Raw genomic sequence first — 26498 nt, forward strand, 5'->3', positions numbered from 1 at the left:
GTTAAACAGACGCTTACAGAACATTAAAGTTACATCATTTCGTTCAGCGCCTTCTTATAGTTGCCTTTGTAACAAAAAAATGTGAAACAGCAAGGGGTTTACAGACAACCGGCCAATATTCCGACCAACTTCTGTGCCCGTGGGTCCATAAGTACATAAGGCCCCAATGTATTAGTCACGAAACCAAACGCTACATCATGCTCAGGATCGGCAAAACCCACCGAGCCGCCGGCGCCTGGATGCCCGAACGCACGGGCGCCAAGGCCAAATGTAGCATTGGGCAACTGTGGTTGATCCAACATGCAGCCCAGCCCGAAGCGGGTTTGTGTCAATAATGTTTTATCCGGCCCGATACTGTGTTCACGGGTCAATTCTTCGAGCATGTCGGCTTCCAACAAACTACCGTCCAACAAACCACTATAAAAACCCGCCAGACTACGCGCATTACCGTGACCATTTGCCGCCGGCTGCTGCATGCGTCGCCATTCAGGTTTATTAGTACTGGTGAGAATAGACGGCGGGTTGGCAAATGCCCGCGTCGTCATGGCGGTGGGCTCGCGCATCATTACTTGCAGTAAACGCTGCGCGGCTTCATCGCCCATATTGCCTTTGCTGCGCGCTATATGTGCAACACGATAAAACTCTTCGTCGGCCAGGCCCACGTGGAAGTCCAGCCCCAGCGGCCGTGCCACCCGCGCCACAATGGACTCACCCGGCCCACGCCCATCGGCGCGGCGCAGCAATTCGCCGACCAGCCAGCCGTAGGTGATCGCCTCGTAGCCATGGCCCTGGCCCGGCGTCCACCACGGGGCTTCGGCTGCCAGGGTGTCGACCATCAATTGCCAGTCGTACAAGGCTTCGGTGGGCAGCATCTCGCGGATTGCCGGCAACCCGGCCTGATGGCAGAGCAATTGGCGCAGCGTAATGTTTTCCTTGCCGGCAGCAGCGAACTCAGGCCAGTACCTGGCCACTGGCGCGTCCAATTGCAACTTGCCCTCGGCCACCAGTTGCAGGGCCGTGACAGCGGTGAAGGTCTTGGTGCAGGAAAACAGGTTGACGAGGGTGTCGCTGTGCCAGGCCTCGGTACCGTCCTTGTCGGCGGTACCGGCCCACAGGTCAACGACGGTTTCGCCGCCGACCTGGATGCAGAGCCCGGCGCCACGCTCCTGCGGGTCATCGAACAACGCGGCGAACGCTTCACGCACCGCTTCGAACTGGAGCTCGTAATGACCCTGAACCTGCACCTAAGCCCCCTAGGAAAACACCGTAAAAAGTGGCCGACATTGTTCCAGCCATTGTGGGATTTGTGAACCCGTCAACAATGAATCAATGACCATTTCCCGAATGCCCACCGGCGTGTCCGGCGCCCTGTCCCGGGCCTTTGCCCTCACGTCCAGGTTTGCTGCCTTCGCTTTCATGAACCGTGCTGGCGGCCTTGGCCTTTTCCGCTTCCTTGCCCAGTTGATCCACCGCCGCCAGGTTGCTTCTACGCACACTGTCGACGAACCCCTGGAACGGTACGTCAGTGATGCCCACCAGGCCGAAGTGGCCGTTTTCACCGTCCAGCAAACGGCCGGTCACCGGCTGGTCCAGGTACTGGAACCAATGCACGCCGACAATGGACGGCTCGGCCATGGCTTGCTTGAGGAAGTTGGCATATGCCACGCCACGCTCTTCTTCCCTAGGCAACTGGGTCACGCCGCCCCAGAACGGGCCACGGTCCGCAGAGCCGAAGTTGAATTCAGTGATCAACACCGGTTTGTCCAGGGCGCGCAGCGCGGCAAAGTCATAGCCGTCCTGGGGTTTGAGCGTGTACATGTTGAAGCTCAGCACATCGCAATACTGCGCGCACGACGCCACGGCTTCAGGCGTACTCACCGCATAACGCCCGCCCAGCAGCAGTTGGTTGGGTGCGTGCCATTTCAGCGAGTCGGAGATGGTCTTGAAGTAGGCATCGGCGAAGGTCTTCTGGAAGTATTTGAAGTCAGCTTCGATTTCCGGGTGCTCAGGGTTGGGCATCGGCGGTTCGAAGCCCGGGTCTTCCATCAGCTCCCACCCCGCCAACTCGATGCCCCAGGCTTTCGACAGGCCTTGCTCGTTGCGATACTTGTCACGCAATTGCTTGAGGAACGCGCGCTTGGCCGGTACGTCGGTGGTCATGCGCAAGGTGCCGTAGGCCAGGGCGTAGCGGGATTTCGGATCATCGCCGGGGCCGGCCCAGGCCAGTTCGTTATCGGCAAAGAAGCCGATCAGCCAGGGGTCGTCGCGGTGGTCGCGGGCGGCAATGGCCACCGCGCGCTCGGTCGCCATGGCGAAACGCGGATCGAACGGATCGGGCATGCCGCCCCACCAGTCGGTGCCGGTGCTGATACTGGCGTAGTCGCCGACGATCGACAGCGGCAAGGTGTACGGCACACGATCGGCAGTGGCCAACGCGCCGTCGCTCCAGTTGCCGACGGTATTGAAACCCCAGGCTTGCAGGCGATCAAGGGTATGGGTCACCCAGCGTTTCTGGTCAAATCCTTCGCCGCCATAAGTACGCTGCAGGTTGGCGCCGTAGAAATCGTACCAACGCCCGGCAGCAAAGCCACGACCTTCACCCGCACCATTGCCGGTGCGGTTATCGCCGCTGCCGTAGTACTTGTCGAAGGGTTCACCGGCCTTTGGCAGCGCCGCGAACATCCACTCACGACCGGCCACGTAGGTCTGGCTGTTGTCCGGGGCCACGGTATTGACACCCAGGGAATAGAACGGATGGCCTTCCGGAGTCACCAGGTACCAGCGACCGTCACGCTTTTCGGTGCGGAAAAAGCCACTGGCCTTGAACGCCGGCCCTTTGTTCCAGCCGCCGAACGTGTCCAATGCGGATTTATCACGCGCGGCCAGCCAGCCCTGCAGTTGGGTTTGCTCCTTTGCCGCGGCCGCCTTGAGCTGTTCGTCGCTGCTGATCTTTTCCGGCCAGCGCGCGCGGGTGGACTGGCCATAGGTATCCACCAGTTCGCTGTAGGCCGCCTTCAGCACCGGCTCGCTGTCCTGCACACCAAAGCGTTCCAGCAGGATGCTTTGCGCGGCGTTGGGCTTGATCATCGACAGGGTCACCGAGACCACCTGGCTACGGTCGATCTCGCCGGCGCTGCTGGCCAGCAACACACGCTGGCCATCCACGGTGATCGGCATCGGCGGGCCGGCCTTCATGCCCTGGCTCAACGGCGAGTTGGCTTGCAGCGGGACCAGCAAGGTCTGGGCGGGGCCGGCCGGCAGGTCGATGCGGCTGACCAGGGTCTTGCCATCGCTGCTCTGCACCTTGACGTAGAGGGTCAGCGCCCAGTCCATGGCACTCTGGATACGCAGGCTCATGGCGCCGGACTGCGACCAATCCCAGGCACCGGCCTGTGGGCTGAGCACCAGGCTCGGCTCGGCGGCCGGGTTGAAGGTGATGCGACGCAACACCTCGCCTTCGGGGGTTTGTTCGGCGTTGTATTGCGGCAGGCTGGCGTCCTGGGTCGCCACCTTGACCACATCGGCAGGCCGGACGAAGTTGAACAATGTCTGTTGCCCCGCGGGCGCGGCCATCAACGGCGCAGTGAACAGCAGGGCAAAAAGGGCGGGCAGCGTGCGAATCATACGAACAAGGTTCTCCCAAACGGCCGGTAAATAGCCTGATGACATAAATCGATAGCAGTGAGATAGACCACGAAGTGGGCGAATTCGCCCACGATGGCTTAAGAAATTTCGCGCCGGAAGGGCGGCAACGCATTCAGGATCGCCTTGCCGTAGCGCTGGGTCACCAGGCGGCGGTCGAGCAAGGTGATGGTGCCCCGGTCTTCCTCGGTACGCAGCAAGCGACCGCAGGCCTGCACCAGCTTCAAGGAAGCATCCGGCACCGAGATCTCCATGAACGGGTTACCGCCCCGCGCTTCGATCCATTCGGCCAATGCGGCCTCGACCGGATCATCCGGCACCGAGAACGGGATCTTGGCGATCACCACGTGTTCGCAGTAGGCGCCGGGCAAGTCCACGCCTTCGGCGAAACTCGCCAGGCCGAACAGCACGCTGGAATCCCCGCCATCGACCCGCGCCTTGTGCTTGTTCAGGGTTTCCTGCTTGGACAGGTTGCCCTGGATAAACACCTGCTTGCGCCAGTCGCGGTCGAGGCCGTCGAACACGTCCTGCATCTGTTTGCGCGACGAGAACAACACCAGGGTGCCGCGCGAACCTTCCACCAGGGAGGGCAGGTCGCGGATGATCGCAGCGGTGTGCGCCGGCGCATCCCGTGGATCGGCCTTGAGATCGGGCACCCGCAGCACACCGGCGTCGGCATGATGGAACGGGCTTGGCACCACCGCCGTGACGGCCTTTTTCGGCAAGCCCGCGCGCATGCGGAAGCGGTCGAAGGTGCCCAGGGCGGTCAGCGTGGCGGAGGTCACCAGGCAGCCGTACGCCACGTTCCACAGGTTGCGCCGTAGCATCTCGGCGGCAAGGATCGGGCTGGCGTTGACCTCGATATCAAACAACGCACCGCTTTCCGACAGGGTCAGCCAGCGGGCCATGGGCGGGTTGTCTTCGGGGTCTTCGACGGTAAAGGCCGTCCACAGCTCCCAGTTGCCCTGGGAACGGGACAACAGGCTGCCGAACAGCGGATACCATTCCTCGGCCTGGTTGCTGGCGATGCCGATGTTGACCTCACCGTCCATGCCTTCCTTGAGCAAGTCAGTCAGGCGGGTGAACAGGTCGGTAAGACGGGAAAAGCCTTTCTTCAGCTCGATGCCCATTTCGCGCATATGCTCGGGGATCATCCCACCGACAAAACGGTGGCGCGGGCGCTCACGGCCTTCCACATCTTCGCCGGGCTTGAAGTCGGCCACCTGTTCGCAGGCGCTGAACATGAACTGTTGCTGGGTCTTGATCTCCCGCGCCAGCTCCGGCACCTGTTCGATCAGCTTGCCCAAATCGCCGGGCAGCGGGTGCTGGGCGAGCAATTTGGTGAGATTCTTCGCGGTGGTTTCCAGCCAATCGGCGGTGGAGCGCAGGCGCGTGTAGTGGGCGAAGTGGCCGATAGCCTTGTCGGGCAGGTGATGGCCTTCGTCGAACACGTAAAGGGTGTCACGCGGGTCCGGCAACACGGCACCGCCGCCCAGGGCCAGGTCGGCCAGGACCATATCGTGGTTGGTAACGATCACGTCGACCTTGCCCATGCCTTCGCGGGCCTTGTAGAAGGCGCACTGGCCAAAGTTGGGGCAATGGCGGTTGGTGCACTGGCTGTGGTCGGTGGTCAGGCGTGCCCAGTCGGCATCTTCGAGGGCGGTGGGCCAGCTGTCGCGGTCGCCGTCCCATTTATTGCCGGCCAGTTTCTCGATCATGCTGGTAAACAGCTTCTGGCTGACCTCATCCACTTCGATCTTGAAGCCTTCTTCCTCGAACAGCGACGCCGTGGCGGTTTGCGCGTGGCCTTCCTGCAGCAGCACGTCGAGCTTGGACAGGCACATGTAGCGGCCACGGCCCTTGGCCAGGGCGAAGGTGAAGTTCAGGCCGCTGTTGCGCATCAGGTCGGGCAGGTCTTTGTAGACGATCTGCTCCTGCAGGGCGACAGTGGCAGTGGCGATCACCAGGCGCTTGCCGGCGGCCTTCGCGGTCGGGATCGCAGCCAGGCTATAGGCCACGGTCTTGCCGGTACCGGTGCCGGCTTCGACGGCCACGACGGCGGGCTCACCTTCGCGGCGGCCTTCGTCATCGGTGTCGATATCCCCGAGGACCTTGGCCACTTCGGCGATCATCAGGCGTTGGCCGTAGCGCGGTTTCAAGCTCTTGGCTTCGAGAAAACGCGTGTAGGCGCCCTGGATCGTGGTTTTGAGTTCAGTGCTGATCATGGATAGTCGGGCGCAAAAAACGCTGGATAAATTTTCAGTGGTTCGGATCGGCAGCTATCATACCCCGCTAATTAATCCCGCGCAGAACGGAGTACCACAATGACCGCGTTTAGCCTCGTTTACACCCTGCATGTATTGGCCGCCCTGATCTGGGTCGGCGGCATGTTTTTCGCCTGGATGATCCTGCGCCCCGCCGCTATGGCGGCCCTTGAGGGCCCTGCCCGACTCAAGCTGTGGGCCAATGTGTTTCAACGTTTTTTCGTGTGGGTATGGGTGGCAGTGCTGGTTTTGCCGATCAGCGGCGTCGGCCTGCTGCACCTACGGTTCAGCGGGTTTGAAAGCGCACCGCGCTATGTGCAGGTGATGATGGGTTTGTATCTGGTGATGACGGCGTTGTTTATCCGCATCCAGGCGCTGAAGTTTCCGCAGCTGAAGGCGGCGGTGACGGCTGAGGATTGGCCGGCGGGTGCGGCTGCACTGGGGCAGATTCGCAAGCTGGTGGGGATCAACCTGATCGTGGGGTTGGTGGTGGTGGCGATTGCATCGGCTCGGCCGATATTTTGAGTACAGCCACAAGCTGCAAGCTTGAAGCTTGCAGCTCTTTAGAACTTAGAGCCGCTGAATAGTCACGGTACCCGCAGGCCCAGCTGGCCCTGGCTGCCCTTCCAACCCTGGGCGGCCCTTCTCGCCACCATCGGCGCGGTACACCAGGCAGCCTTTGGACTCCCCGCCTTTGCCCGGCTTGCCGGCCGTACCGGCCAAACCGCCAGCACCGCCATCCACCCAGACCTTGATGTGTTCCGCCGGGAAGTCCTTCGGCAATTCCACGCGAACCTGTGCACCCGCCCCACCCGGCAGGCCATCGCCGCCGTTATCGCCATTGAAACCGCGCCCCGCCGAGCCCCAGGTACACCCAGGATCCACGCCATTGGCGCCATCCAGCCCGGCATACCCTTGGGCACCGGCGCCGCCACGGGCATCCACCGAGAGTTCTTCAGCCGTCAGCGAGTTGATGCGCAAGGTCAGGTCACGCCCGGCCTTGGCCGGTTTTTCATGGGTACCGGGGGCACCGCGCGAGGTGATCTGGCTGCCATGCTCAAGGTGCGCATGCCGCACCTGCAATTGCAGCGCGGTATTGCCAGGAACAATCGCGATGCGTGCGTCGCGGCCCAGGTGCAGTTCATCCACCGTGACCTGGCTGATGGTGGCCGGAATCAGCAACGTGCCGTAGTCCGCCACGTCCAGGCGCTCCAGTTGCAACACACTGGTGCTGGAGGGAAGGCGCATCAATGAGTTCGTTTCGACACTGACGCTCTGGGCCAGGGCAACGGGGCTGACCAACAGGGCCAACAGAAAAACCTTACGCATCATGGGGCTCCTGAGTGTTTTCAAATTTTTCTTTGGACGCACAGTAACGACTTCTACAGGCGATTTGCCAGTGAAGGTTCAAAAAACTTGAGAGGGAGCGGTTCAAGCGAGGGTGGCCGGCAATGCCCCTGTGGATCCCACAGGGGCAAGGGCTGTCAGCGGTTGATCTGGATTTCCGTACGGCGGTTCAGGGCGCGGCCTTCAGCGGTCTTGTTGTCGGCGACCGGATGGCTTTCGCCCGCCCCGGTGACAGACACAAAGGCACTGCGGGGCACCCCGGCGCCGATCAGGTAATCGGTGACCGAATGGGCACGTTTTTCCGAGAGTTTCTGGTTGTAGGCGTCTTTACCGACGCTGTCGGTGTGACCACTGACCCGTAGCTGGGCGCTCGGGGCCTCCTGTTTCAGGCGCGTGGCAATGGTGTCGAGTTTGGTTTTATCCGCTGCCGTCAACTTGGCCGAGTCGAACTGGAAGTGCACATCGCGGATCACGATGGTTTCTTCCTTGACCACGACCACCTCCTCGACCACCGCCGCTGGCGGCGCCGGAGGGCAACCATTGGCGTCGACCTGCACACCTTTCGGGGTGCCCGGGCACTTGTCGCGGCTGTCCGGCACGCCATCGCCATCTTCGTCGCCATCGCCGTGCACCCAGCAATAGGCGCCGGCCATACCGCCGACCAGCAACGCGCCATAGCCTGCGTAGGCCGAGCTTTCAGTCGCACCGATCGCCGCACCGGTCACACCGCCAACAGCGGCACAGGTAGGCCAATCGGTTTTTTGCAAGCCTGCGCAACCTGTCAATACTCCGGTTAGCAGAACCAAGGGTAGAGCTGTCCGCATGATGCTCATCTGACTTTCTCCTGAGGGGATCGGCGGGGGCCGATGGGTGGAGTAAAGACCGCTCTTTTCAACTGCGCCACTACGCCAAGCCCCCGTATTCATTGGGGATCGCCGCCCACGTAGGACTTTTCGCAGCCACCCGCTCTAGGCCCGCACGCTCAGCCGCGCTAGTCTCTATGGTCCTGATGTGAGGATCTCTGATGACCGCTGGTATTTCTGCCCGTACTCCCCAGCAAGCGCTGGCCGCCTTGCTCGATCTGCACCAGCCCAAACGCCTGTTGCTGTTGGGTGCCAGCCAGTTCCCGGCGCTGGACGCCTTTAAGGACGCGCACCCTGACACCCAGGTGTTCTGCGCCGCGCCAGGGCCATTGCCGCAAGCGCTGGCGGCCCAGCGTTTTGACCTGGCGCTGGTGGTCGATTGCCTCGAGTACCTGCCAAAACCCCAAGGCCTGACCTTGCTCGGCGGCATCCGCAACCTCAACGCCAGCCGCATTGCGGTGCTGGTGGACCTGGGCGCCTGCGGCTGGAAGGAAACCGACTTTTTCTCCCTGGCCCTCCAGGCCGGCGAGCGTTTCCAGCGCGACGAGCAGGTGCTGACGCTGTTTACCTACGATCTGCTTGACTATAAACAGGTGCCGGACTGGCTCAACGCCCGTTTCTGGGCCAACCCGGAAAACTTCGGAAAGTATTGGTGGTAACCCGATGAGTACATCCATTTGCCCCTGCGGCAGTGGCAACCTGCTGGATGCCTGCTGCGGTCATTATCACGCCGGGCACCCGGCCCCCTGCGCCAGCGCCCTGATGCGTTCACGCTACAGCGCCTATGTGCTGGGCCTGGTGGATTATCTGGTCGCAACCACGTTGCCCGCGCAACAGGCCGGCCTGGACCGTGAGGCCATCGCCGCCTGGAGCGCCCAGAGCACCTGGCTCGGCCTGGAAGTTGAAAGTTCCGAGGTGTTCGGCGGCCAGCCGGAACACGCCTTCGTGACCTTCACCGCACGCTGGCATGACAGCACTGGCGAACATAGCCACCGCGAGCAGTCTTCTTTCGTACAGAATGAAGGGCGCTGGTACTTCATCGACCCCACGGTGGAAGTGAAAACCGGACGCAACGATGCGTGCCTTTGCGGCAGTGGGCAAAAATTCAAGAAGTGTTGTTCCAGCTATCTCTAACCACCACAGGACTCACGCCATGCTTCGGATCTGCAGCTTGATGCTGGCGTTAACCTTCGGCATGACCGGTTGCGCCTCCTGGTTCGAAGACGATTCGCCCCCGCCGCACGTTTCCCTGGTGAAAGTCGAAGTGGTGCGGGCCAAGCTGCTGGAGCAGAAATTCAAGCTGTACTTTCGCGTGGATAACCGCGACGACTCGGACCTGACCGTGCGTGGGCTGATCTACAAGGTCACCCTGGATGATTTTGTGCTCACCGAAGGCGAGTCCAATGAATGGCTGACGGTACCGCCCAAGGGCCATGCATTTTTCAAGGTGTCGGTGCGCACCAACCTCTGGCCGCAGATCCGCGATGTGGTGCAGATGCTGAAAAAACCCGACCAGCCTGTGCCGTATCGTCTGGAGGGTGAACTGAAAACCGGATTACTCATCGGTTATGACGTGCAGGTGAACCACAATGGCGAGATAATCCCCGGCGATTTTATTCCGGAGCGACATCGATGACTCAGCAACCCCATGTCCATGGTCCTGACTGCAACCACGATCACGATCACCATGATCACGACCACGGCCATGTCCACGGCCCGAACTGCGGCCACGCTCACCAGGAGCCGGTGCGCAATGCATTGAAGGACGTTGGTCGCAACGATCCTTGCCCGTGCGGCAGTGAGAAAAAATTCAAGAAGTGCCACGGGGCGTAAATCGCTCTGAAGGCCCCTGTGTGAGGGAGTTCGCTCCCTTCCACAGCTGCATCGCATTCCAAATCGAAAGCGTCTAAGGGTAGGCGCAAATGTTTGATTGAATTTTCCCCCTCCCACCTTTACCTATACCTACAGGCATTCGCTCAAGCATCACCACTTTTGGAGAGCTTCATGATCGACCTGTATTACTGGACCACCCCCAACGGCCACAAAGTATCGCTGTTCCTGGAAGAAGCCGGCCTGCCCTACAAAGTGCACCCGATCAACATTGGCCAGGGCGACCAGTTCAAGCCAGACTTCCTGAAGATTGCCCCCAACAACCGCATCCCGGCCATCGTCGATCAGAACCCGAGCGACGGCGGCGCGCCGATTTCGCTGTTTGAATCCGGCGCGATCCTACTGTACCTCGCGGAAAAAACCGGCCAGTTCATTCCAAAAAACCTGCGCAGTCGCCAGGAAGCGCTGCAATGGTTGTTCTGGCAAATGGGCGGTCTCGGGCCGATGGCGGGCCAGAACCATCATTTCAGCCAGTTTGCCCCGGAGAAAATCCCCTACGCGATCAAGCGCTACGTAGATGAAACCGCACGCCTATACAGTGTGCTGGACCGCCGTTTGGCGGACCGTGCGTTCGTGGCGGGTGAGGACTACAGCATTGCCGATATGGCGATCTATCCGTGGATCGTTTCCCACAAGTGGCAGAGCCAGAGCCTGGAGGATTTCCCACACGTTCAGCGCTGGTTCAATAGCATCAAGGAACGGCCAGCGACGGTTCGGGCGTATGAATTAGTCCAAAAGGTCAATCCGCCTAAATCCTGACCTGAAGTCGTACGCGGTCAACAGGTGAGAGGGGCGATGCGACTCAAGATCTAACGGTTTACCCAAACTCCTGCTTGCGTCGTTTCACCGCGCTCACTAACGTAGCGCCTTTACTGACGCTACCCCCCGCAGGAGCTTTGCCATGGCCTCGCCAGCCCTCTCACATTTTCTTCCCCGGTTCGGCGTTGCCGCGGCAGTGGCCAGTGCATTAAGCCTGGCCGGTTGCCAGCTCCAGAGCACCCAGGACACCCTGCCGCCAGTGGCCGGCGTGCAGCCGATCAAGGGCCTCGCACAGAATGTTTCGATACGCCGCAACGCCCAAGGCATGCCGCTGATCGAAAGCAATACCTTCCACGACGCACTGTTCAGCCTGGGTTATGTGCACGCCAGTGACCGCATCACCCAGATGGTCACCCTGCGCCTGTTGGCCCAGGGCCGCCTGGCTGAAATGTCCGGCCCTGAGGTGCTGGATGTGGACCGCTTCATGCGCGCGGTCAACCTGAAGAAAAGCGCCGGCGAGCTGTATAACGCCTCGTCGCCGCGCCTCAAGCGCTTCTTCGAAGTGTATGCCCGTGGCGTCAACGCCTACCTGTTCCGCTACCGCGACAAGCTGCCGCCGGACCTGGCCCAGACCGGCTACAAGCCTGAGTACTGGAAGCCGGAGGATTCGGCGCTGCTGTTCTGCCTGCTGAATTTCAGCGAGTCGGCCAACCTGCAGGAAGAGCTGGCGTCGTTGCTGCTGGCGCAAAAGGTCGGCGTGGACAAACTCGCCTGGCTGACACCGAGTGCGCCGGATGAGCCGATCCCCCTGGCCGAAGCCGAGAAACTCAAGGGCGTGAACCTCAGCCAGATCACCGGCCTGGCCGGGCTGGACACGGTCAGCCAGCAATTGAGCAGCCTCAACTCGCTGGCGGTTACCACGTCGAGCAACTGGGCCATCGGCCCGCAACGCAGTCGCAGCGGCAAGAGCCTGCTGGCAGGCGACCTCGCCGCCCAGCCGCAAGCACCGTCGCCGTGGAACTACGTGCAGATTCGCGCACCGAAATACCAGGCCGTCGGCGCCTCGATTGCCGGCCTGCCGACCCTGTTGTCCGGTTTCAACGGCAACGTGGCGTGGAGCATGAGCACGGTCAAGGGCGATACCCAGGACCTGTTCCTGGAGAAGGTCAAACGCCAGGGCAGCGCGCTGTACTACGAGAACAACGGAAAATGGCTGCCGGCAGCGGTGCGTAATGAAACCTTCTTCGTCAAGGGTCAACGCTCGATTCGCGAAGTGGTGTACGAAACCCGCCACGGCGCCCTGCTCAACAGCAGCCAGGCCCTGACCAGCGGTTTTGGCCTGGCCCTGCAAACCGCCGACTTCAAGGATGACAAGAGCCTCGACGCGTTCTTCGACCTGTCCCGCGCGCAAAACGCCGGCAAGGCCTCGGACGCAACCCGGAACATTCGCGCCATTGCCTTGAACATGGTCTTCGCCGACGCCGGCAGCATTGGCTGGCAGGTCACCGGCCGCTTCCCCAACCGCCGCGAAGGCGAAGGCCTGCTGCCCTCGCCCGGCTGGGATACGCGCTTTGACTGGGACGGTTACGCCGACGCGATGCTGCACCCCTATGACCAGGACCCGGCCCAAGGCTGGATCGGCACCGCCAACCAACGCACCGCGCCGCGCGGCTACGGCATGCAGTTGTCCAATTCCTGGGATGCGCCGGAGCGCAGCGAGCGCCTGGCGCAACTGGCCAATGCGGGCAAGCACGACAGCCGCAGCATGATCGCCATGCAATACGACCAGACCACCACCTTTGCCGCCAAGCTCAAGACCATGTTCCAGGCGCCGGGTATGGCCCAGCCATTGAAGCAGGCGATTGATGCGTTGCCGGCGGCCGACCAGGCCAAGGCACGGGAAGCACTGACGCGCCTGATGGCCTTCGACGGCCGCCTGGTGTCGACGTCCGCCGACGCGGCGCTCTACGAACTGTTTCTGCAGGAAAGCACCCGGCAGATATTCCTCGACGAACTGGGGCCGGAAAACAGCGCCAGTTGGAAAGCCTTTGTCAGCAACGCCAACCTGTCCTATGCCGCCCAGGCCGACCACCTGCTGGGCCGCGAAGACAGCCCGTTCTGGGACGACGTGCGCACCGCGCAGAAAGAAGACAAACCCGCCATCCTCGCCCGCAGCCTGGCCGCCGCGATCAGCGCTGGCGAGAGCCAACTGGGTGCTGACCACAAGACCTGGCAGTGGGGCAAGCTGCACAGCACCACCTGGAAAAACACCAGTGGCCAAGTGATTCGCGGCCCACTGGCGTCCGGTGGCGACCACAACACCTTGAACCCGGCACCGTACAGCTGGGGCCAGGACTTCAACACCACCCAGGTGCCGGCGCTGCGCATGATCGTCGACTTCGGCCAGGTGGAGCCGATGATGGGCCAGGGTGGCATCGGCCAGTCCGGCAACCCGGCAAGCCCGAACTACGCCAACGGCATCGACCCGTCGCTCAAGGCGCAATACCTGAGCTTCCCGATGCAGCCGCAGAACTTCGAGAAGGTATATGGGAAGGCCAGGTTGACCCTGACCCCAGGCAAGTGACCTGACTTCAACCTGGTGAAACCTGATCCAAATGTGGGAGGAGCGGTGCGACGATTCGACTTGCCCCCTCCCACATTTGGCCCACATGCATTCAGATAGAACTTCTGCGCTCGCCCCCGCCTCATACCTGATAAGCCCATCGCCCCGGTCAGCCCATGGACCTTGTCATCGCCCGGCCCGAAGGCCTCTACTGCCCCGCCGGAGATTTCTACATCGATCCTTGGCGCCCGGTGGAACGCTCCGTCATCACCCACGCCCACGGCGACCACGCCCGCACGGGCAATCAACACTACCTGGCTGCCGCCCCTGGCGAAGGCATCCTGCGCTTGCGCCTGGGCCAGGACATCAACCTGCAAACCCTGGCCTATGGCGAAAAACTCGTCCACCACGGCGTGACCCTGAGCTTCCACCCAGCCGGGCATGTACTCGGCTCGGCCCAGGTGCGCCTGGAGTACCAGGGCGAAGTCTGGGTGGCGTCCGGCGACTACAAAGTGGAACCGGACGGCACCTGCGCGCCCTTCGAACCGGTGCGTTGCCATACCTTTATCACCGAATCCACCTTTGGCCTGCCGATCTACCGTTGGCAGCCCCAGGCGCAGATCTTCGCCGGGATCAACGACTGGTGGAGGGGCAATATTGCCGCCGGCAAAGCCAGCGTGTTGTTCTGTTATTCCTTCGGCAAAGCCCAGCGCATCCTGCATGGCATCGACGCCAGCATCGGGCCGATCCTCAGCCATGGCGCGGTCGAGCCGCTGAACCGGGTTTATCGCGAGGCCGGCATTTATATCCCCGAAACCCTCTACGCCGGCGATTTCAAAAAGACCGACCCATTGCTGCGCCAGGCCCTGATCATCGCGCCGCCTTCCGCAGGTGGCAGCAGTTGGATCAAGCGCTTCGGCGACTACAGCGATGCCTTCGCCAGCGGCTGGATGCGCCTGCGCGGTACGCGGCGGCGACGCGGAGTGGACCGGGGCTTTGTGCTGTCGGATCATGCGGACTGGCCCGGGCTGCTGTGGGCGATCGAACAAACCAGCGCCGAACGGGTGATGGTCACCCACGGCTCCGTCGGCGTATTGGTACGCCACCTGCGGGAAAAAGGCCTGGATGCCCAGGGCTTCACCACCGAATACGGTGATGACGAAGAGGAGGCCACGGCATGAAAGCCTTCGCCGAGCTGTACGCCAACCTCGACGCCACCACCTCCAGCAATGCCAAGCTCGCGGCCCTGCAAGCCTACTTCCTGCAAGCGCCGCCTGAAGACGCTGCGTGGGCGGTGTATTTCCTGTCCGGCGGACGACCGCGGCAATTGGTACCGACGCGTCTGCTGCGGGACATGGCCACCGAAGCATCCGGCATCGAGCCGTGGCTGTTCGAAGAGAGCTACCAATCAGTAGGCGACCTGGCCGAGACGATTTCCCTGCTCCTGCCGGAATCCACCTACACCTCCGAGGACGGTCTCGCCGTATGGCTGGAAGAAAAACTCCTGCCGCTGCGTGGCCTGTCGCCCCTGGACCTGGCCGAACGGTTACCGGCGTTATGGGCGCAACTGGACCAGCCGAGTCTGATGGTGTGCGTCAAGTTGATCACCGGCAGCTTTCGCGTCGGCGTATCCAAACTGCTGGTCACCCGCGCCCTCGCCGCCATGGCCGACCTCGACAGCAAGCGCGTTGCACAGCGGCTGGTGGGCTACACCGATCTGTCCAACCGTCCGACAGCCGAGGGATACCTCAAGCTGATCGCTGCCGAATCATCCGACGAGCATGCACAACGGGGCGGACAGCCCTATCCGTTTTTTCTCGCCCACGGGTTGTCGCAGCCGGTGGAGCAGTTCGACACGTTGCTCGGCTCTCCCGCCGACTGGCAGGTGGAATGGAAGTGGGACGGCATTCGCGCGCAACTGGTTAAGCGTGAAGGCCGCCTGTGGATCTGGTCGCGGGGCGAAGAGCTGGTGACCGAGCGTTTCCCCGAACTGCACAGCCTGGTCAGTGGCCTGCCCGATGGCACGGTGATCGATGGCGAGATCGTCGTCTGGAAAGACGCGGTGCAACCCTTTGCCCTGCTGCAGCAGCGGATCGGCCGCAAGACCCTGAGCAAAAAAGTGCTCGACGATGCACCGGTCGCCGTCCTCGCCTATGACCTGCTGGAACACCAGGGCGACGACTGGCGCAACCACACCCAGGCCGAACGCCGCGCCCAGCTCGAACAGTTGATCACCCAGTGCAACCAACCGGTGCTGCTGCCCTCGCCACTGCTGACGGCCGCGACCTGGCAGGCCTTGGCCGAGCAACGTGAAGCGTCTCGCAGCCTCGGCGTGGAAGGCATGATGCTCAAGGATCGCCAGGGCCTCTACGGCGTGGGCCGCACCAAGGACATGGGCCTGTGGTGGAAGTGGAAAGTCGACCCCTTCAGTGTCGATGCGGTGTTGATCTACGCCCAACGCGGCCATGGCCGGCGCGCCAGCCTCTACAGCGACTACACCTTTGCCGTATGGGATGGCCCGCCCGGCAGTGAACGCACGCTGGTGCCCTTCGCCAAGGCCTATTCAGGGCTGACCGACGAAGAAATGCGCAAGGTCGACGCCATCGTGCGCAAGACCACCGTGGAGAAGTTCGGCCCGGTCAGCAGCGTGACGCCCAGCATGGTGTTCGAGCTGGGGTTTGAAGGCATTGCCCTGTCCAAGCGGCACAAGAGCGGGATTGCGGTGCGCTTTCCGCGGATGTTGCGTTGGCGCCAGGACAAGGCGGTGGATGAGGCGGATAACCTTGCCACCCTGCAGGACTTACTGGCCTGACCCAGAACACCGCCCCTCCACAATGGACCTCCAAATGTTCCGAAATAGTGCGTTCGATTTTCAATGCCCATTTTCGGGCATCTTCTACACTCATGACTCCCTTGTCCCACCTTTTAAAACGCTCATTCGGAACTATGGTGCAGAAATTGCTACTCGTGATCCGTCTGACACCGTTCAGTAACAGTCCTAAAACGCGCCACAAGCGCTTATCTTGGTTTCCAGGGATTAAATAATGAAAAAAGCATTGCTGACCCTTTCTGCACTGGCTCTGTGCATGGCCGCCGGTACCGCGTTGGCCAAGGAATACAAGGAACTGCGTTTTGGTGTCGATCCGTCCTACGCGCCGTTCGAATCCAAGGCGGCCGATGGCAGCCTGGTAGGCTTCGATATCGACCTGGGCAATGCGATCTGCGCCGAACTGAAAGTGAAGTGCAAGTGGGTCGAGAGTGACTTTGACGGCATGATTCCAGGCCTCAAAGCCAACAAGTTCGACGGAGTGATTTCGTCCATGACCGTGACCCCGGTGCGCGAGAAAGCCATCGACTTCTCCAGCGAACTGTTCTCCGGCCCGACCTCGCTGGTGTTCAAGAAAGGCGCGGGGTACTCGACGCCAGAGTCCCTCAAGGGCAAATCCGTGGGCTACGAGCAAGGCACCATCCAGGAAGCCTACGCCAAGGCCGTATTGGATAAAGCCGGTGTAACCACCAAGGCCTACGCCAACCAGGACCAGGTTTATGCCGACCTGACTTCCGGTCGTCTCGACGCTTCGGTGCAGGACATGCTGCAAGCCGAACTGGGCTTCTTGAAGTCCCCGGCCGGTGCCGGCTATGAAGTCAGCGCCGCCATCGATGACCCATTGCTGCCATCGAAAACCGCCGTCGGTATCAAAAAAGGTAACACTGAACTGAAGGCCCTTTTGGATAAAGGTATCAAAGCGTTACACGATGATGGCACCTACGCCACCATCCAGAAGAAACACTTTGGCGATCTGAACCTGTACAGCGGCAAATAATGCCTGGGGCGCCCCTCCTATGGAGGGGCGCTTTTTTATCGCCATAGGTCCTGATTTATGTTCGAAGAACTGTTGCAAACCCTCGAGCTGAGCGCACTCAGCTTGAAGGGTTTCGGCCCGTTGTTGCTGCAAGGCACCTGGATGACCATCAAGTTGTCGGTGCTGTCCCTGGCTGTCAGCGTATTGCTGGGCCTGCTTGGCGCCAGCGCCAAGCTTTCCAGCCTGCCCTTCCTGCGCATCCCCGCCCAGCTCTACACCACCCTGATTCGCGGTGTACCCGACCTGGTGCTGATGCTGCTGATTTTCTACAGCCTGCAAACCTGGCTCACCGGCCTGACCGACTTCATGGAATGGGAATACATCGAGATCGACCCATTCAGCGCCGGGGTGATCACCCTGGGCTTTATCTACGGTGCTTATTTCACCGAGACGTTTCGCGGCGCGATCCTCGCCGTCCCCCGTGGCCAGCTGGAAGCCGCCACGGCCTATGGCCTCAAGCGCGGGCAACGCTTTCGCTACGTGACCTTCCCGCAGATGATGCGCTTTGCCCTGCCGGGTATCGGCAACAACTGGATGGTGATGCTCAAGGCCACGGCCCTGGTGTCGATCATCGGCCTGGCGGACCTGGTCAAGGCCGCCCAGGATGCCGGCAAAAGCACCTACCAACTGTTCTACTTCCTGGTACTCGCCGCGCTGATCTACCTGTTGATCACCAGCGCGTCCAACTTCGTCCTGCGTCGTCTTGAACGTCGCTACTCCGCAGGCTCACGGGAGGCGGTGCGATGATCGAACTCTTGCAGGAATACTGGCGCCCCTTCCTCTATAGCGACGGCCAGCACATCACCGGCCTGGCCATGACCCTGTGGTTGCTCAGCGCCGCCCTGGTCATCGGCTTTGTGGTGTCGATCCCGCTGTCCATCGCCCGTGTATCGCGCAACCCGCTGGTACGCTGGCCGGTGCAGTTCTACACCTACCTGTTTCGTGGCACGCCGCTCTATATCCAGTTGCTGATCTGCTATACCGGCATCTACAGCATCGCCGCCGTACGCGAACAACCGCTGCTGGATGCGTTCTTTCGCGATGCCATGAACTGCACGATCCTGGCATTCGCCCTCAACACCTGCGCCTACACCACGGAGATTTTCGCCGGGGCCATCCGCAGCATGGCCCACGGCGAAGTCGAGGCGGCCAAGGCCTACGGTTTAAGCGGCTGGAAGCTGTACGCCTACGTGATCATGCCCTCGGCGTTACGCCGCTCGTTGCCCTACTACAGCAACGAAGTGATCTTGATGCTGCACTCGACCACGGTAGCGTTTACCGCGACGATCCCGGACATCCTCAAGGTGGCGCGGGACGCCAACTCGGCCACGTTCATGACGTTCCAATCATTCGGTATCGCCGCGCTGATCTACCTGACCGTGACCTTCGCCCTGGTCGGTCTGTTTCGTCTGGCGGAGCGCCGCTGGCTGGCGTTTCTCGGACCAAGCCATTAAGGAGCCTTCATGCGTCATCAGGTACACGATCTGATCGCACCGGTGCCAGGCACGGCGCGGCAGATTCACAGTTTCCACTTCGGCCCCGAACATGCCGAAGGCAAGGTCTATATCCAGTCATCGCTGCATGCCGATGAACTGCCGGGCATGCTGGTGGCCTGGCACCTGAAAGTGCGCCTGGCCGAGCTGGCGGCAGCCGGGCGGTTACTGAGCGAGATCGTGCTGGTGCCCATCGCCAATCCGGCAGGCCTGGAACAGGTGTTAATGGACACCCCGCTGGGCCGCTACGAGTTGGAAAGCGGGCAGAACTTCAATCGCCTGTTTGTCGACCTCAGCGATACCGTCGGCGATCAGGTCGAGGGCTCGCTCGGCGATAACCCGCAACAAAACGTCGAACTGATCCGCGCCGCCTTGAGCGCTGCCCTGGCCGTGCAAATCGCCGAGACCCAGTTGCACTCCCAACGCCTGGTGTTGCAACGCCTGGCCTGCGATGCCGACATGGTGCTGGACCTGCATTGCGACTTCGAAGCCGTGGCGCACCTGTACACCACGCCCGAAGCCTGGCCGCAGGTGGAGCCGCTGGCACGCTATATCGGCTCGGAGGCCAATCTGCTGGCTACCGACTCCGGCGGGCAGTCCTTCGATGAGTGTTTCACCCTGGTGTGGTGGCAGTTGCAGCAACGCTTTGGCGCGCGCTTCCCGATCCCCATGGGCAGTTTTTCGGTGACCGTCGAACTGCGTGGCCAGGGCGACGTCAACCATGGGTTGGCCGCCCTCGACTGCCAGGCAATCATCGACTACCTGATTCACTTCGGCGCGATTGCCGGCGACGCCGCACCGCTGCCCGAGCTGCCCTACCCCGCCACGCCGCTGGCGGGCGTCGAACCCGTAGCAACGCCGGTGGGCGGCCTGCTGGTGTTCAGCGCCCTGCCCGGTGAATACCTGGAAGCCGGGCAACTGATCGCCGAAATCATCGACCCCATTACCGACCGCGTAACGCCCGTGCACTGCCAGAAGGCCGGCCTGCTTTACGCCCGTTCGCTGCGCCGCATGGCCACTGCCGGGATGGTCGTCGGCCATGTCGCAGGCACCGAGGCCTACCGCAGCGGCTACCTACTTTCGCCTTGAGGATGCACGCCCCATGTACAAATTGACCGTTGAAGGCCTGCATAAAAGCTATGGCGACAATGAGGTGCTCAAAGGTGTCTCGCTCAAGGCCAGGACCGGTGATGTGATCAGCCTGATCGGCGCCAGCGGCTCGGGCAAAAGCACCTTTTTGCGTTGCATCAACTTCCTGGAAACCCCCAACGACGGCGCCATGACCCTCGACGGCCAGCCGATCCGCATGGTCAGCGACCGCCACGGCATGCGCGTGGCCGACGATGCCGAACTGCAACGCCTGCGCACACGACTGGCGATGGTGTTCCAGCATTTCAACCTGTGGAGCCATATGAGCGTGCTGGAAAACATTACCATGGCCCCGCGCCGGGTGCTGGGTTGCAGCAAGAAGGACGCCGAAGACCGTGCCCGTCGCTACCTGGACAAGGTAGGTTTACCGGCACGCGTGGCGGACCAATACCCGGCGTTCCTGTCCGGTGGCCAGCAGCAACGGGTGGCCATCGCCCGCGCCCTGGCCATGGAGCCGGAAGTGATGCTGTTCGACGAACCCACCTCGGCCCTCGACCCGGAGCTGGTGGGTGAAGTGTTGAAGGTGATCCAGGGCCTGGCCGAGGAAGGCCGCACCATGATCATGGTGACCCACGAAATGAGCTTTGCACGCAAGGTATCCAGCCAGGTGCTGTTCCTGCACAAGGGCCTGGTGGAAGAGCAAGGCGCGCCGGAGGATGTGCTGGGCAATCCGAAGAGCGAGCGCCTGCAACAGTTCCTGAGCGGCAATTTGAAGTAAACCTTTGCAACGCCTGGAGGGTCTGTGGAATAGACCCTCCAGAGCGTTCGCGGCCCCATGGCAAAACCCCTCGACTTCGCCAAAACGTGGTTTGCCGCCAAAGGCTGGAAGCCGTTCGCCTTCCAGAAAGACGTATGGACGGCGGTCAAGGACGGCCGCTCGGGCTTGCTGCACGCCAGCACCGGCGCCGGCAAAACCTACGCCCTGTGGTTTGCCGCCCTCAATCGTTTCGCGATCACCCGCCCGCCCGCCACCGGTAAACGCAAACCGCCGGCTGAGCCACTGACCGTGCTGTGGATCACGCCCATGCGCGCGTTGGCCGCCGACACCGCACGCGCCCTCGAAGCGCCGCTCGAGGCCTTGCAGATTCCCTGGAGCGTCGGCCTGCGCACCGGCGATACCAGCAGCAGCGAGCGTGCCCGGCAAACCCGACGCCAGCCCACCGCGCTGGTCACCACCCCGGAAAGCCTGACCCTGATGCTCGCCCGCGCCGACAGCGAAACGAGCCTGGCGCACCTGCGCATGGTGGTGGTGGATGAATGGCATGAGCTGATCGGCAACAAGCGCGGCGTGCAGTTGCAACTGGCGTTGGCGCGGCTGCGGCGCTGGCATCCTGAACTGATGGTCTGGGGCATTTCGGCCACCCTCGGTAACCAGTCCCACGCCTTGGAAGTGCTGATCCCACAAGGGGACGGGATTAATGTGCAGGGACAAACGGTCAAGCAGTTGCACGTCGACACCTTGCTGCCGCCCATCGCCGAGCGGTTTCCGTGGGCCGGGCATATCGGCTTGAAGATGCTGCCGCAGGTGGTCGCCGAGGTCGACGCCAGCAGCAGTTGCCTGGTCTTTACCAACACGCGGGCGCAGTCGGAAATCTGGTATCAGGCGCTGCTCGAGGCCCGACCGGATTGGGCCGGGGTGATTGCCCTGCACCATGGTTCTCTGTCCCGCGAGACCCGCGACTGGGTGGAGCGGGCGTTGAAAGACGGTCAGCTCAAGGCGGTGGTGTGCACCTCCAGCCTGGACCTGGGGGTGGATTTTTTGCCGGTGGAGCGCGTGCTGCAAATCGGCTCGGCCAAAGGCGTGGCGCGCCTGATGCAACGCGCCGGGCGCTCCGGCCATGCACCCGGACGGCCGTCGCGGGTGACCCTGGTGCCGACCCACAGCCTGGAACTGGTGGAAGCCGCTGCGGCCCAGGACGCCATTGCAGCGCGGCGTATCGAAGCCCGCGAATCGCCCCACAAGCCGTTGGATGTGCTCGTACAACATTTGGTGAGCATGGCCCTCGGCGGTGGCTTTACGCCGCAGGCGCTGCTGGCGGAGGTCCGTGGCGCCTGGGCCTATCGTGACCTCACCGAGGCCGATTGGGCCTGGGCCCTGGGCTTTGTACGGCATGGCGGCTTATCGCTGACCGCTTACCCGGATTACCGCCGCGTGGAGCCGGACGCGCACGGCATTTGGCGCGTCCCCGATGCCCGGCTTGCGCGCCGCCATCGCATGAGCGTGGGTACCATTGTCAGCGACGCCAGCATCCAGCTGAAATTCTGGAGCAAGGGCGGCGGTGGCAAGAACCTGGGCAGTGTTGAAGAAGGCTTTATTGCACGCCTCAAGCCGGGTGATGGCTTCTTGTTTGCCGGGCGCCTGCTGGAATTGGTGCGGGTGGAAAACATGACCGCCTATGTGCGCCGTAGCAGCGCCAAAAAAGCTGCAGTACCGCGCTGGAATGGCGGGCGCATGCCCCTTTCCAATGAGCTGGCCCAAGCCGTGGTGGAGCGCTTCGATGCGGCCGCGCACGGGGTCTACGAGGGGCCGGAAATGCGGGCTGTGCAACCGCTGCTGCACACGCAACTACGCTGGTCCGGCTTGCCCACGCGCACAAGTTTGCTGGCCGAAGCGCTGAAGTCACGGGAGGGTTGGCACCTCTTTCTTTACCCCTTCGCCGGGCGTCAGGTGCATTTGGGCTTGGCGAGTTTGCTCGCGTGGCGGGTCAGCCAACGCCAGCCTGTAACCTTCTCGATTGCCGTGAATGATTACGGGCTGGAACTGCTGAGTGCAACGCCGGTGGATTGGCCGTTTTTATTGAATGAGGCGCTGCTGAGTCCGACAAACTTGCTGCAAGACGTGGCGGCCAGCCTGAATGCCGGGGAACTCGCCCTGCGCCGCTTTCGCGAGATTGCGCGTATCGCCGGACTGGTGTTTGCCGGTTACCCCGGCGCGCCGAAAAGCACGCGCCAGGTGCAGGCATCCAGCGGGTTGTTCTTTGAAGTGTTCAAGCAATATGACCCGCAAAACCTGTTGCTGGCCCAGGCGGGGGAAGAAGTCCTGCGTGATGAATTAGATATTCGTCGGCTGGAAGAGACCTTGCTTCGCCTCTCGGCGCTGACACTGGACGTGCATATGATCGAACGTCCTACGCCCCTGGCCTTCCCACTGCTGGTGGAACGGATGCGCGAAAGCATGAGTTCGGAAAAACTCTCCGAGCGCATTGCGCGGATGGTCAAGGACTTGGAAAAAGTCGCCGATAACGGCAAACGCTGATGGTGTGCTCAGTGACGCTGGAGAGCGAAGAGCTGTGGCTGTTGGCGGATAAGGCGCTCTACTGGCCCGCGCGCCAGTGCCTGCTGATCGCCGATGCACACTTTGGCAAGGCATCGGCCTATCGCAGCCTGGGCCAGCCGGTACCGCAAGGCACCACCACCGAAAACCTGCAGCGCCTGGATCGGCTGTTGGCGGCCGTACCGTGCGCCCAGGTGATCTTTCTCGGCGACTTCCTCCACGGGCCCGGCTCCCACGCCAGCGGCACCCTCAGCGCCTTGAGGGCCTGGCGAGCACGTCATTGCGACCTGTCGATGACCTTGATTCGCGGTAATCACGATAAACGCGCGGGCGACCCACCGGCTGACTTGAGGATCGATGTGGTTCCGGAGCCACTGCTGATGGGCCCTTTCGCCCTGCAACACGAACCGCACGCCCATGCCAGCCACCATGTGCTGGCGGGGCATGTGCACCCGGTGTATCGCTTGCGCGGCAAGGGCCGGCAGAGCCTGCGCCTGCCGTGTTTCCAGTTCGGCACGCGCGTCAGCCTGCTGCCGGCGTTTGGGGCGTTTACCGGGGGGCATACGGTGGAGCAGGACAATGACCGCCGAATCTTTGTTATCGGCGATCACCAGGTGTGGCAGGTTCGCTGACCGGCCTTGCGGGTATCAGGCGACCGGTGCGGGAGGCGGCTCGTCCGGAAGGGTCGGCTCACCGGGTTCGGTGGGCTGCTGTGGCCAATCTTCATCGGGTTGGCCGGGGATGCCGCCTGCATAGGCGGGATCAGCCATCAGGGACCAGGCCAGAACGCCAATCTGGTTGGGTTCAAGCCGGGCAAGTTCTGCGCTGATTCGCGGGTCAATCTTCATAAGGCACTCCTCAAGCGTGGCTCGGTGCGTTTTGCACGCACCGAGGCAGTACACCCAATAGAGTCACTTTCTGCGGACTAATTCCCTTTACGCGTAGGACCTTTCGATCAAGCGCGTGGCAAGGTGACGCCGCGCTGGCCCTGGTACTTGCCGGCGCGGTCTTTGTAGGACACTTCACAGGCCTCGTCAGACTGCAAGAACAGCATCTGCGCCACGCCTTCGTTGGCGTAGATTTTCGCCGGCAGGGTGGTGGTGTTGGAGAATTCCAGGGTCACGTGGCCTTCCCACTCAGGCTCAAGTGGCGTCACGTTGACGATAATGCCGCAGCGCGCGTAGGTGCTTTTACCCAGGCAGATGGTCAGCACGTCGCGGGGAATACGGAAGAATTCCACGGTGCGTGCCAGGGCAAAGGAGTTCGGAGGGATAATGCACACGTCGCTTTTCACATCGACGAAGCTCTTTTCGTCGAAGTTCTTCGGATCCACGATCGCCGAGTTGATGTTGGTGAACACCTTGAACTCGTCGGCGCAGCGCACATCGTAGCCGTAGCTGGAAACGCCGTACGAGATCACGCGGTCATCGCCTTCACCACGAATCTGACGCTCGACGAACGGTTCGATCATGCCGTGCTCTTGCGCCATGCGGCGAATCCACTTGTCCGATTTGATGCTCATGGCGGGTGTCCTGAATAGCGAGGTGGAAAAATTCTGTGGGGCATCTTACCGGGGCCGGCGTTGGGGTTCAAAGGGCGTCGGGCTTTTCTTGATGAACGCACCGGCTGCCATAAGGCGCGGCCAGCGGGGCCGGGCCCCGTATTGCCGCAACCGGTGTGTGTAAATACCACCGCCAGTCACGAAAATAGAGAAACCTTCGGAAATACCATTGGCACGTTCCGGAAAAAGGGTTAAGGTGGCGCCACTGTGCTGCTTGTGTCACTGAGAATCTCTACACGATATGTTGAATTTCGATCCAACCATCTCCAAGAATTTTTCCTGCTCTTTGCACTCAGTCTCGGCCAGGGCTTTTCCTGAGTCGCAGTTAACTTTGTCCAAGGAGATACACCATGTCTAATCGCCAAACTGGTACCGTTAAGTGGTTCAACGATGAAAAAGGCTTCGGCTTCATCACTCCACAATCCGGTGACGACCTGTTCGTTCACTTCAAAGCTATCCAATCCGACGGCTTCAAAAGCCTGAAAGAAGGCCAACAGGTTTCTTTCATCGCTACCCGCGGTCAGAAAGGCATGCAAGCTGAAGAAGTTCAAGTTATCTAACTTGCACTGACTCAGTCGAAAAGACCCCGCCCTTAAAAGCGGGGTTTTTTTATGCCTGGGATTTGGGCATACATGAATAAAATGTCGTGCGCAAAAAATGTGGGAGGGGGCTTGCTCCCGATAGCGGCGTGTCAGTCGATACATCCAGTGACTGAACTACCGCTATCGGGAGCAAGCCCCCTCCCACATTCAAGCATTCAAGCGGCGTCGTTATTGAAACAACGACTCACTCGACAAGCCATTCTTCTCCAGGATCTCGCGCAAGCGCTTGAGCCCTTCCACCTGGATCTGCCGCACCCGCTCACGGGTCAGGCCAATCTCCAGGCCTACGTCCTCCAGCGTGCTGCTCTCATGGCCACGCAGGCCGAAGCGGCGAATCACCACCTCACGCTGCTTGTCCGTGAGCTCCGACAGCCACTGGTCAATGCTTTGGGAAAGATCATCGTCCTGCAGCAGCTCGCAGGGATCCGTAGGACGATCATCCGTCAGGGTGTCCAGCAGGGTTTTATCCGAGTCCGGACCCAGCGAGACGTCGACCGAAGACACACGCTCGTTAAGACCCAGCATGCGCTTGACCTCCCCTACCGGTTTTTCCAGCAGGTTGGCGATTTCTTCGGGCGAGGGTTCATGATCGAGTTTTTGAGTGAGCTCACGTGCCGCCCGGAGGTAGACGTTGAGTTCCTTGACCACATGGATCGGCAACCGGATCGTGCGGGTCTGATTCATGATCGCCCGTTCGATGGTCTGGCGAATCCACCAGGTGGCATAGGTCGAGAAGCGGAAGCCCCGCTCAGGATCGAACTTCTCCACCGCCCGGATCAAGCCCAGGTTGCCCTCCTCGATCAGGTCCAACAAGGACAGCCCACGATTGACGTAGCGTCGGGCGATTTTCACCACCAGGCGCAGGTTGCTTTCAATCATGCGCTTGCGCCCAGCCGGATCACCCTTTTGCGACAAGCGCGCAAAATGGACTTCTTCTTCGGGAGTCAGCAGAGGGGAAAAGCCGATTTCATTGAGGTACAGCTGGGTCGCATCGAGCGCCCGCGTGTAATCAATGTATTTGTGTTGCTTTAACGCGGTGGAGTTCTTGGATTTGGTGCGAACTGAAGGTACAGCAGGTCCCTCATTCGACATCGATTCCGTAGCGATGCCGGTCTCCATAAGGAGAACCTCATCGTCGATGTCAAACTCCGGCGCTTCTTTACTGAGAGCCATTGTTATAGTCCTTTGGTGAGTTCGACCTCAAGCTCAAGCGACGCCTTTATCCTTG

Annotated in this window: 25 protein-coding genes; 17 read left to right on the forward strand and 8 right to left on the reverse strand. The window is 61.4% G+C overall.

Features of this window, described 5'->3' with window-relative positions:
• Positions 1–98: 98 nt before the first annotated feature.
• The 3 genes from PspCFBP13509_RS01345 to dinG all read right to left on the reverse strand — a co-directional run bounded on the left by PspCFBP13509_RS01345 (position 99) and on the right by dinG (position 5867).
• The gene (locus PspCFBP13509_RS01345; protein ID WP_065926429.1) at positions 99–1244 is read right to left on the reverse strand and encodes a serine hydrolase domain-containing protein; all 1146 of its coding nucleotides are present in this window, start codon (positions 1242–1244) and stop codon (positions 99–101) included.
• Positions 1245–1326: 82 nt separating this feature from the next.
• Positions 1327–3624 (reverse strand): beta-galactosidase, encoded by a 2298-nt coding sequence (locus PspCFBP13509_RS01350; RefSeq protein WP_137211468.1) that lies wholly within the window; start codon positions 3622–3624, stop codon positions 1327–1329.
• A gap of 98 nt (positions 3625–3722) precedes the next feature.
• Positions 3723–5867, reverse strand: coding sequence for an ATP-dependent DNA helicase DinG (gene dinG / locus PspCFBP13509_RS01355; protein WP_027604440.1), 2145 nt, complete (start codon positions 5865–5867; stop codon positions 3723–3725).
• Positions 5868–5966: 99 nt separating this feature from the next.
• On the opposite strand from dinG, the gene PspCFBP13509_RS01360 reads away from it, so the two are divergent.
• Positions 5967–6431, forward strand: a complete 465-nt coding sequence (locus PspCFBP13509_RS01360) for a CopD family protein (RefSeq protein WP_137211469.1) — start codon at positions 5967–5969, stop codon at positions 6429–6431.
• Positions 6432–6476: 45 nt separating this feature from the next.
• Here the strand turns inward: PspCFBP13509_RS01360 and PspCFBP13509_RS01365 are convergent, their stop codons facing one another.
• Both PspCFBP13509_RS01365 and PspCFBP13509_RS01370 read right to left on the reverse strand, forming a co-directional pair.
• On the reverse strand, positions 6477–7235 hold the full coding sequence (locus tag PspCFBP13509_RS01365) for a collagen-like protein (protein WP_137211470.1): 759 nt from the start codon (positions 7233–7235) through the stop codon (positions 6477–6479).
• A 155-nt stretch (positions 7236–7390) separates the two neighbouring features.
• Complete coding sequence (locus tag PspCFBP13509_RS01370) at positions 7391–8086, reverse strand: OmpA family protein (RefSeq protein ID WP_027604443.1); 696 nt, start codon at positions 8084–8086, stop codon at positions 7391–7393.
• Between the two features lie 191 nt (positions 8087–8277).
• Here PspCFBP13509_RS01370 and PspCFBP13509_RS01375 point away from each other — a divergent pair, with 191 nt between their 5' ends.
• The 15 genes from PspCFBP13509_RS01375 to pdeM all read left to right on the forward strand — a co-directional run bounded on the left by PspCFBP13509_RS01375 (position 8278) and on the right by pdeM (position 23739).
• Complete coding sequence (locus PspCFBP13509_RS01375; RefSeq protein WP_065926433.1) at positions 8278–8775, forward strand: DUF6231 family protein; 498 nt, start codon at positions 8278–8280, stop codon at positions 8773–8775.
• 4 nt (positions 8776–8779) lie between these two features.
• Positions 8780–9250, forward strand: a complete 471-nt coding sequence (locus PspCFBP13509_RS01380; protein WP_065926434.1) for a YchJ family protein — start codon at positions 8780–8782, stop codon at positions 9248–9250.
• A gap of 19 nt (positions 9251–9269) precedes the next feature.
• The gene (locus PspCFBP13509_RS01385; protein ID WP_137211471.1) at positions 9270–9752 is read left to right on the forward strand and encodes an LEA type 2 family protein; all 483 of its coding nucleotides are present in this window, start codon (positions 9270–9272) and stop codon (positions 9750–9752) included.
• On the forward strand, positions 9749–9949 hold the full coding sequence (locus PspCFBP13509_RS01390; protein WP_003189235.1) for an SEC-C metal-binding domain-containing protein: 201 nt from the start codon (positions 9749–9751) through the stop codon (positions 9947–9949). The genes PspCFBP13509_RS01385 and PspCFBP13509_RS01390 overlap by 4 nt, the downstream gene beginning before the upstream one ends.
• A 171-nt stretch (positions 9950–10120) precedes the next feature.
• The gene (locus PspCFBP13509_RS01395) at positions 10121–10765 is read left to right on the forward strand and encodes a glutathione binding-like protein (protein ID WP_065947315.1); all 645 of its coding nucleotides are present in this window, start codon (positions 10121–10123) and stop codon (positions 10763–10765) included.
• Between the two features lie 142 nt (positions 10766–10907).
• On the forward strand, positions 10908–13349 hold the full coding sequence (locus PspCFBP13509_RS01400) for a penicillin acylase family protein (RefSeq protein ID WP_074844275.1): 2442 nt from the start codon (positions 10908–10910) through the stop codon (positions 13347–13349).
• Between the two features lie 155 nt (positions 13350–13504).
• Positions 13505–14509 (forward strand): ligase-associated DNA damage response exonuclease, encoded by a 1005-nt coding sequence (locus tag PspCFBP13509_RS01405; RefSeq protein WP_137211472.1) that lies wholly within the window; start codon positions 13505–13507, stop codon positions 14507–14509.
• Positions 14506–16140, forward strand: coding sequence for an ATP-dependent DNA ligase (locus PspCFBP13509_RS01410; RefSeq protein WP_065947312.1), 1635 nt, complete (start codon positions 14506–14508; stop codon positions 16138–16140). Before PspCFBP13509_RS01405 ends, PspCFBP13509_RS01410 begins: the two co-directional genes overlap by 4 nt.
• A gap of 232 nt (positions 16141–16372) precedes the next feature.
• Positions 16373–17152 carry a transporter substrate-binding domain-containing protein gene (locus PspCFBP13509_RS01415; RefSeq protein WP_016975034.1) on the forward strand — a complete coding sequence of 260 codons (780 nt, stop codon included), beginning with the start codon at positions 16373–16375 and terminating at the stop codon, positions 17150–17152.
• Positions 17153–17209: 57 nt separating this feature from the next.
• The gene (locus tag PspCFBP13509_RS01420) at positions 17210–17938 is read left to right on the forward strand and encodes an ABC transporter permease (protein ID WP_137211473.1); all 729 of its coding nucleotides are present in this window, start codon (positions 17210–17212) and stop codon (positions 17936–17938) included.
• Positions 17935–18645: an ABC transporter permease gene (locus tag PspCFBP13509_RS01425; protein ID WP_027604453.1), complete on the forward strand. Its 711-nt coding sequence runs from the start codon at positions 17935–17937 to the stop codon at positions 18643–18645. The genes PspCFBP13509_RS01420 and PspCFBP13509_RS01425 overlap by 4 nt, the downstream gene beginning before the upstream one ends.
• A gap of 9 nt (positions 18646–18654) precedes the next feature.
• Complete coding sequence (locus PspCFBP13509_RS01430) at positions 18655–19773, forward strand: succinylglutamate desuccinylase/aspartoacylase family protein (RefSeq protein ID WP_065926442.1); 1119 nt, start codon at positions 18655–18657, stop codon at positions 19771–19773.
• 13 nt (positions 19774–19786) lie between these two features.
• Positions 19787–20551, forward strand: coding sequence for an ABC transporter ATP-binding protein (locus PspCFBP13509_RS01435; protein WP_016973168.1), 765 nt, complete (start codon positions 19787–19789; stop codon positions 20549–20551).
• 57 nt (positions 20552–20608) lie between these two features.
• A complete protein-coding gene (locus tag PspCFBP13509_RS01440) occupies positions 20609–23089 on the forward strand; it encodes a ligase-associated DNA damage response DEXH box helicase (protein ID WP_137211474.1) in 2481 nt (826 codons plus the stop codon).
• On the forward strand, positions 23089–23739 hold the full coding sequence (gene pdeM, locus PspCFBP13509_RS01445) for a ligase-associated DNA damage response endonuclease PdeM (RefSeq protein WP_065926444.1): 651 nt from the start codon (positions 23089–23091) through the stop codon (positions 23737–23739). The genes PspCFBP13509_RS01440 and pdeM overlap by 1 nt, the downstream gene beginning before the upstream one ends.
• A gap of 15 nt (positions 23740–23754) precedes the next feature.
• Here pdeM and PspCFBP13509_RS01450 read toward each other — a convergent pair whose 3' ends face one another.
• Positions 23755–23955, reverse strand: a complete 201-nt coding sequence (locus PspCFBP13509_RS01450; protein ID WP_027604457.1) for a hypothetical protein — start codon at positions 23953–23955, stop codon at positions 23755–23757.
• Positions 23956–24062: 107 nt separating this feature from the next.
• Positions 24063–24629, reverse strand: coding sequence for a dCTP deaminase (dcd, locus tag PspCFBP13509_RS01455; RefSeq protein ID WP_003172320.1), 567 nt, complete (start codon positions 24627–24629; stop codon positions 24063–24065).
• Between the two features lie 389 nt (positions 24630–25018).
• Between dcd and PspCFBP13509_RS01460 the strand changes: the two genes are divergently transcribed.
• Positions 25019–25228 (forward strand): cold-shock protein, encoded by a 210-nt coding sequence (locus tag PspCFBP13509_RS01460; protein ID WP_002554837.1) that lies wholly within the window; start codon positions 25019–25021, stop codon positions 25226–25228.
• 210 nt (positions 25229–25438) lie between these two features.
• On the opposite strand, the gene rpoS is transcribed toward PspCFBP13509_RS01460, so the two are convergent.
• Complete coding sequence (gene rpoS / locus PspCFBP13509_RS01465; protein ID WP_025855149.1) at positions 25439–26443, reverse strand: RNA polymerase sigma factor RpoS; 1005 nt, start codon at positions 26441–26443, stop codon at positions 25439–25441.
• Positions 26444–26498: the final 55 nt, after the last annotated feature.

The sequence above is a fragment of the Pseudomonas sp. CFBP13509 genome, assembly GCF_005233485.1.
Taxonomy (GTDB): Bacteria; Pseudomonadota; Gammaproteobacteria; order Pseudomonadales; family Pseudomonadaceae; genus Aquipseudomonas; species Aquipseudomonas marginalis.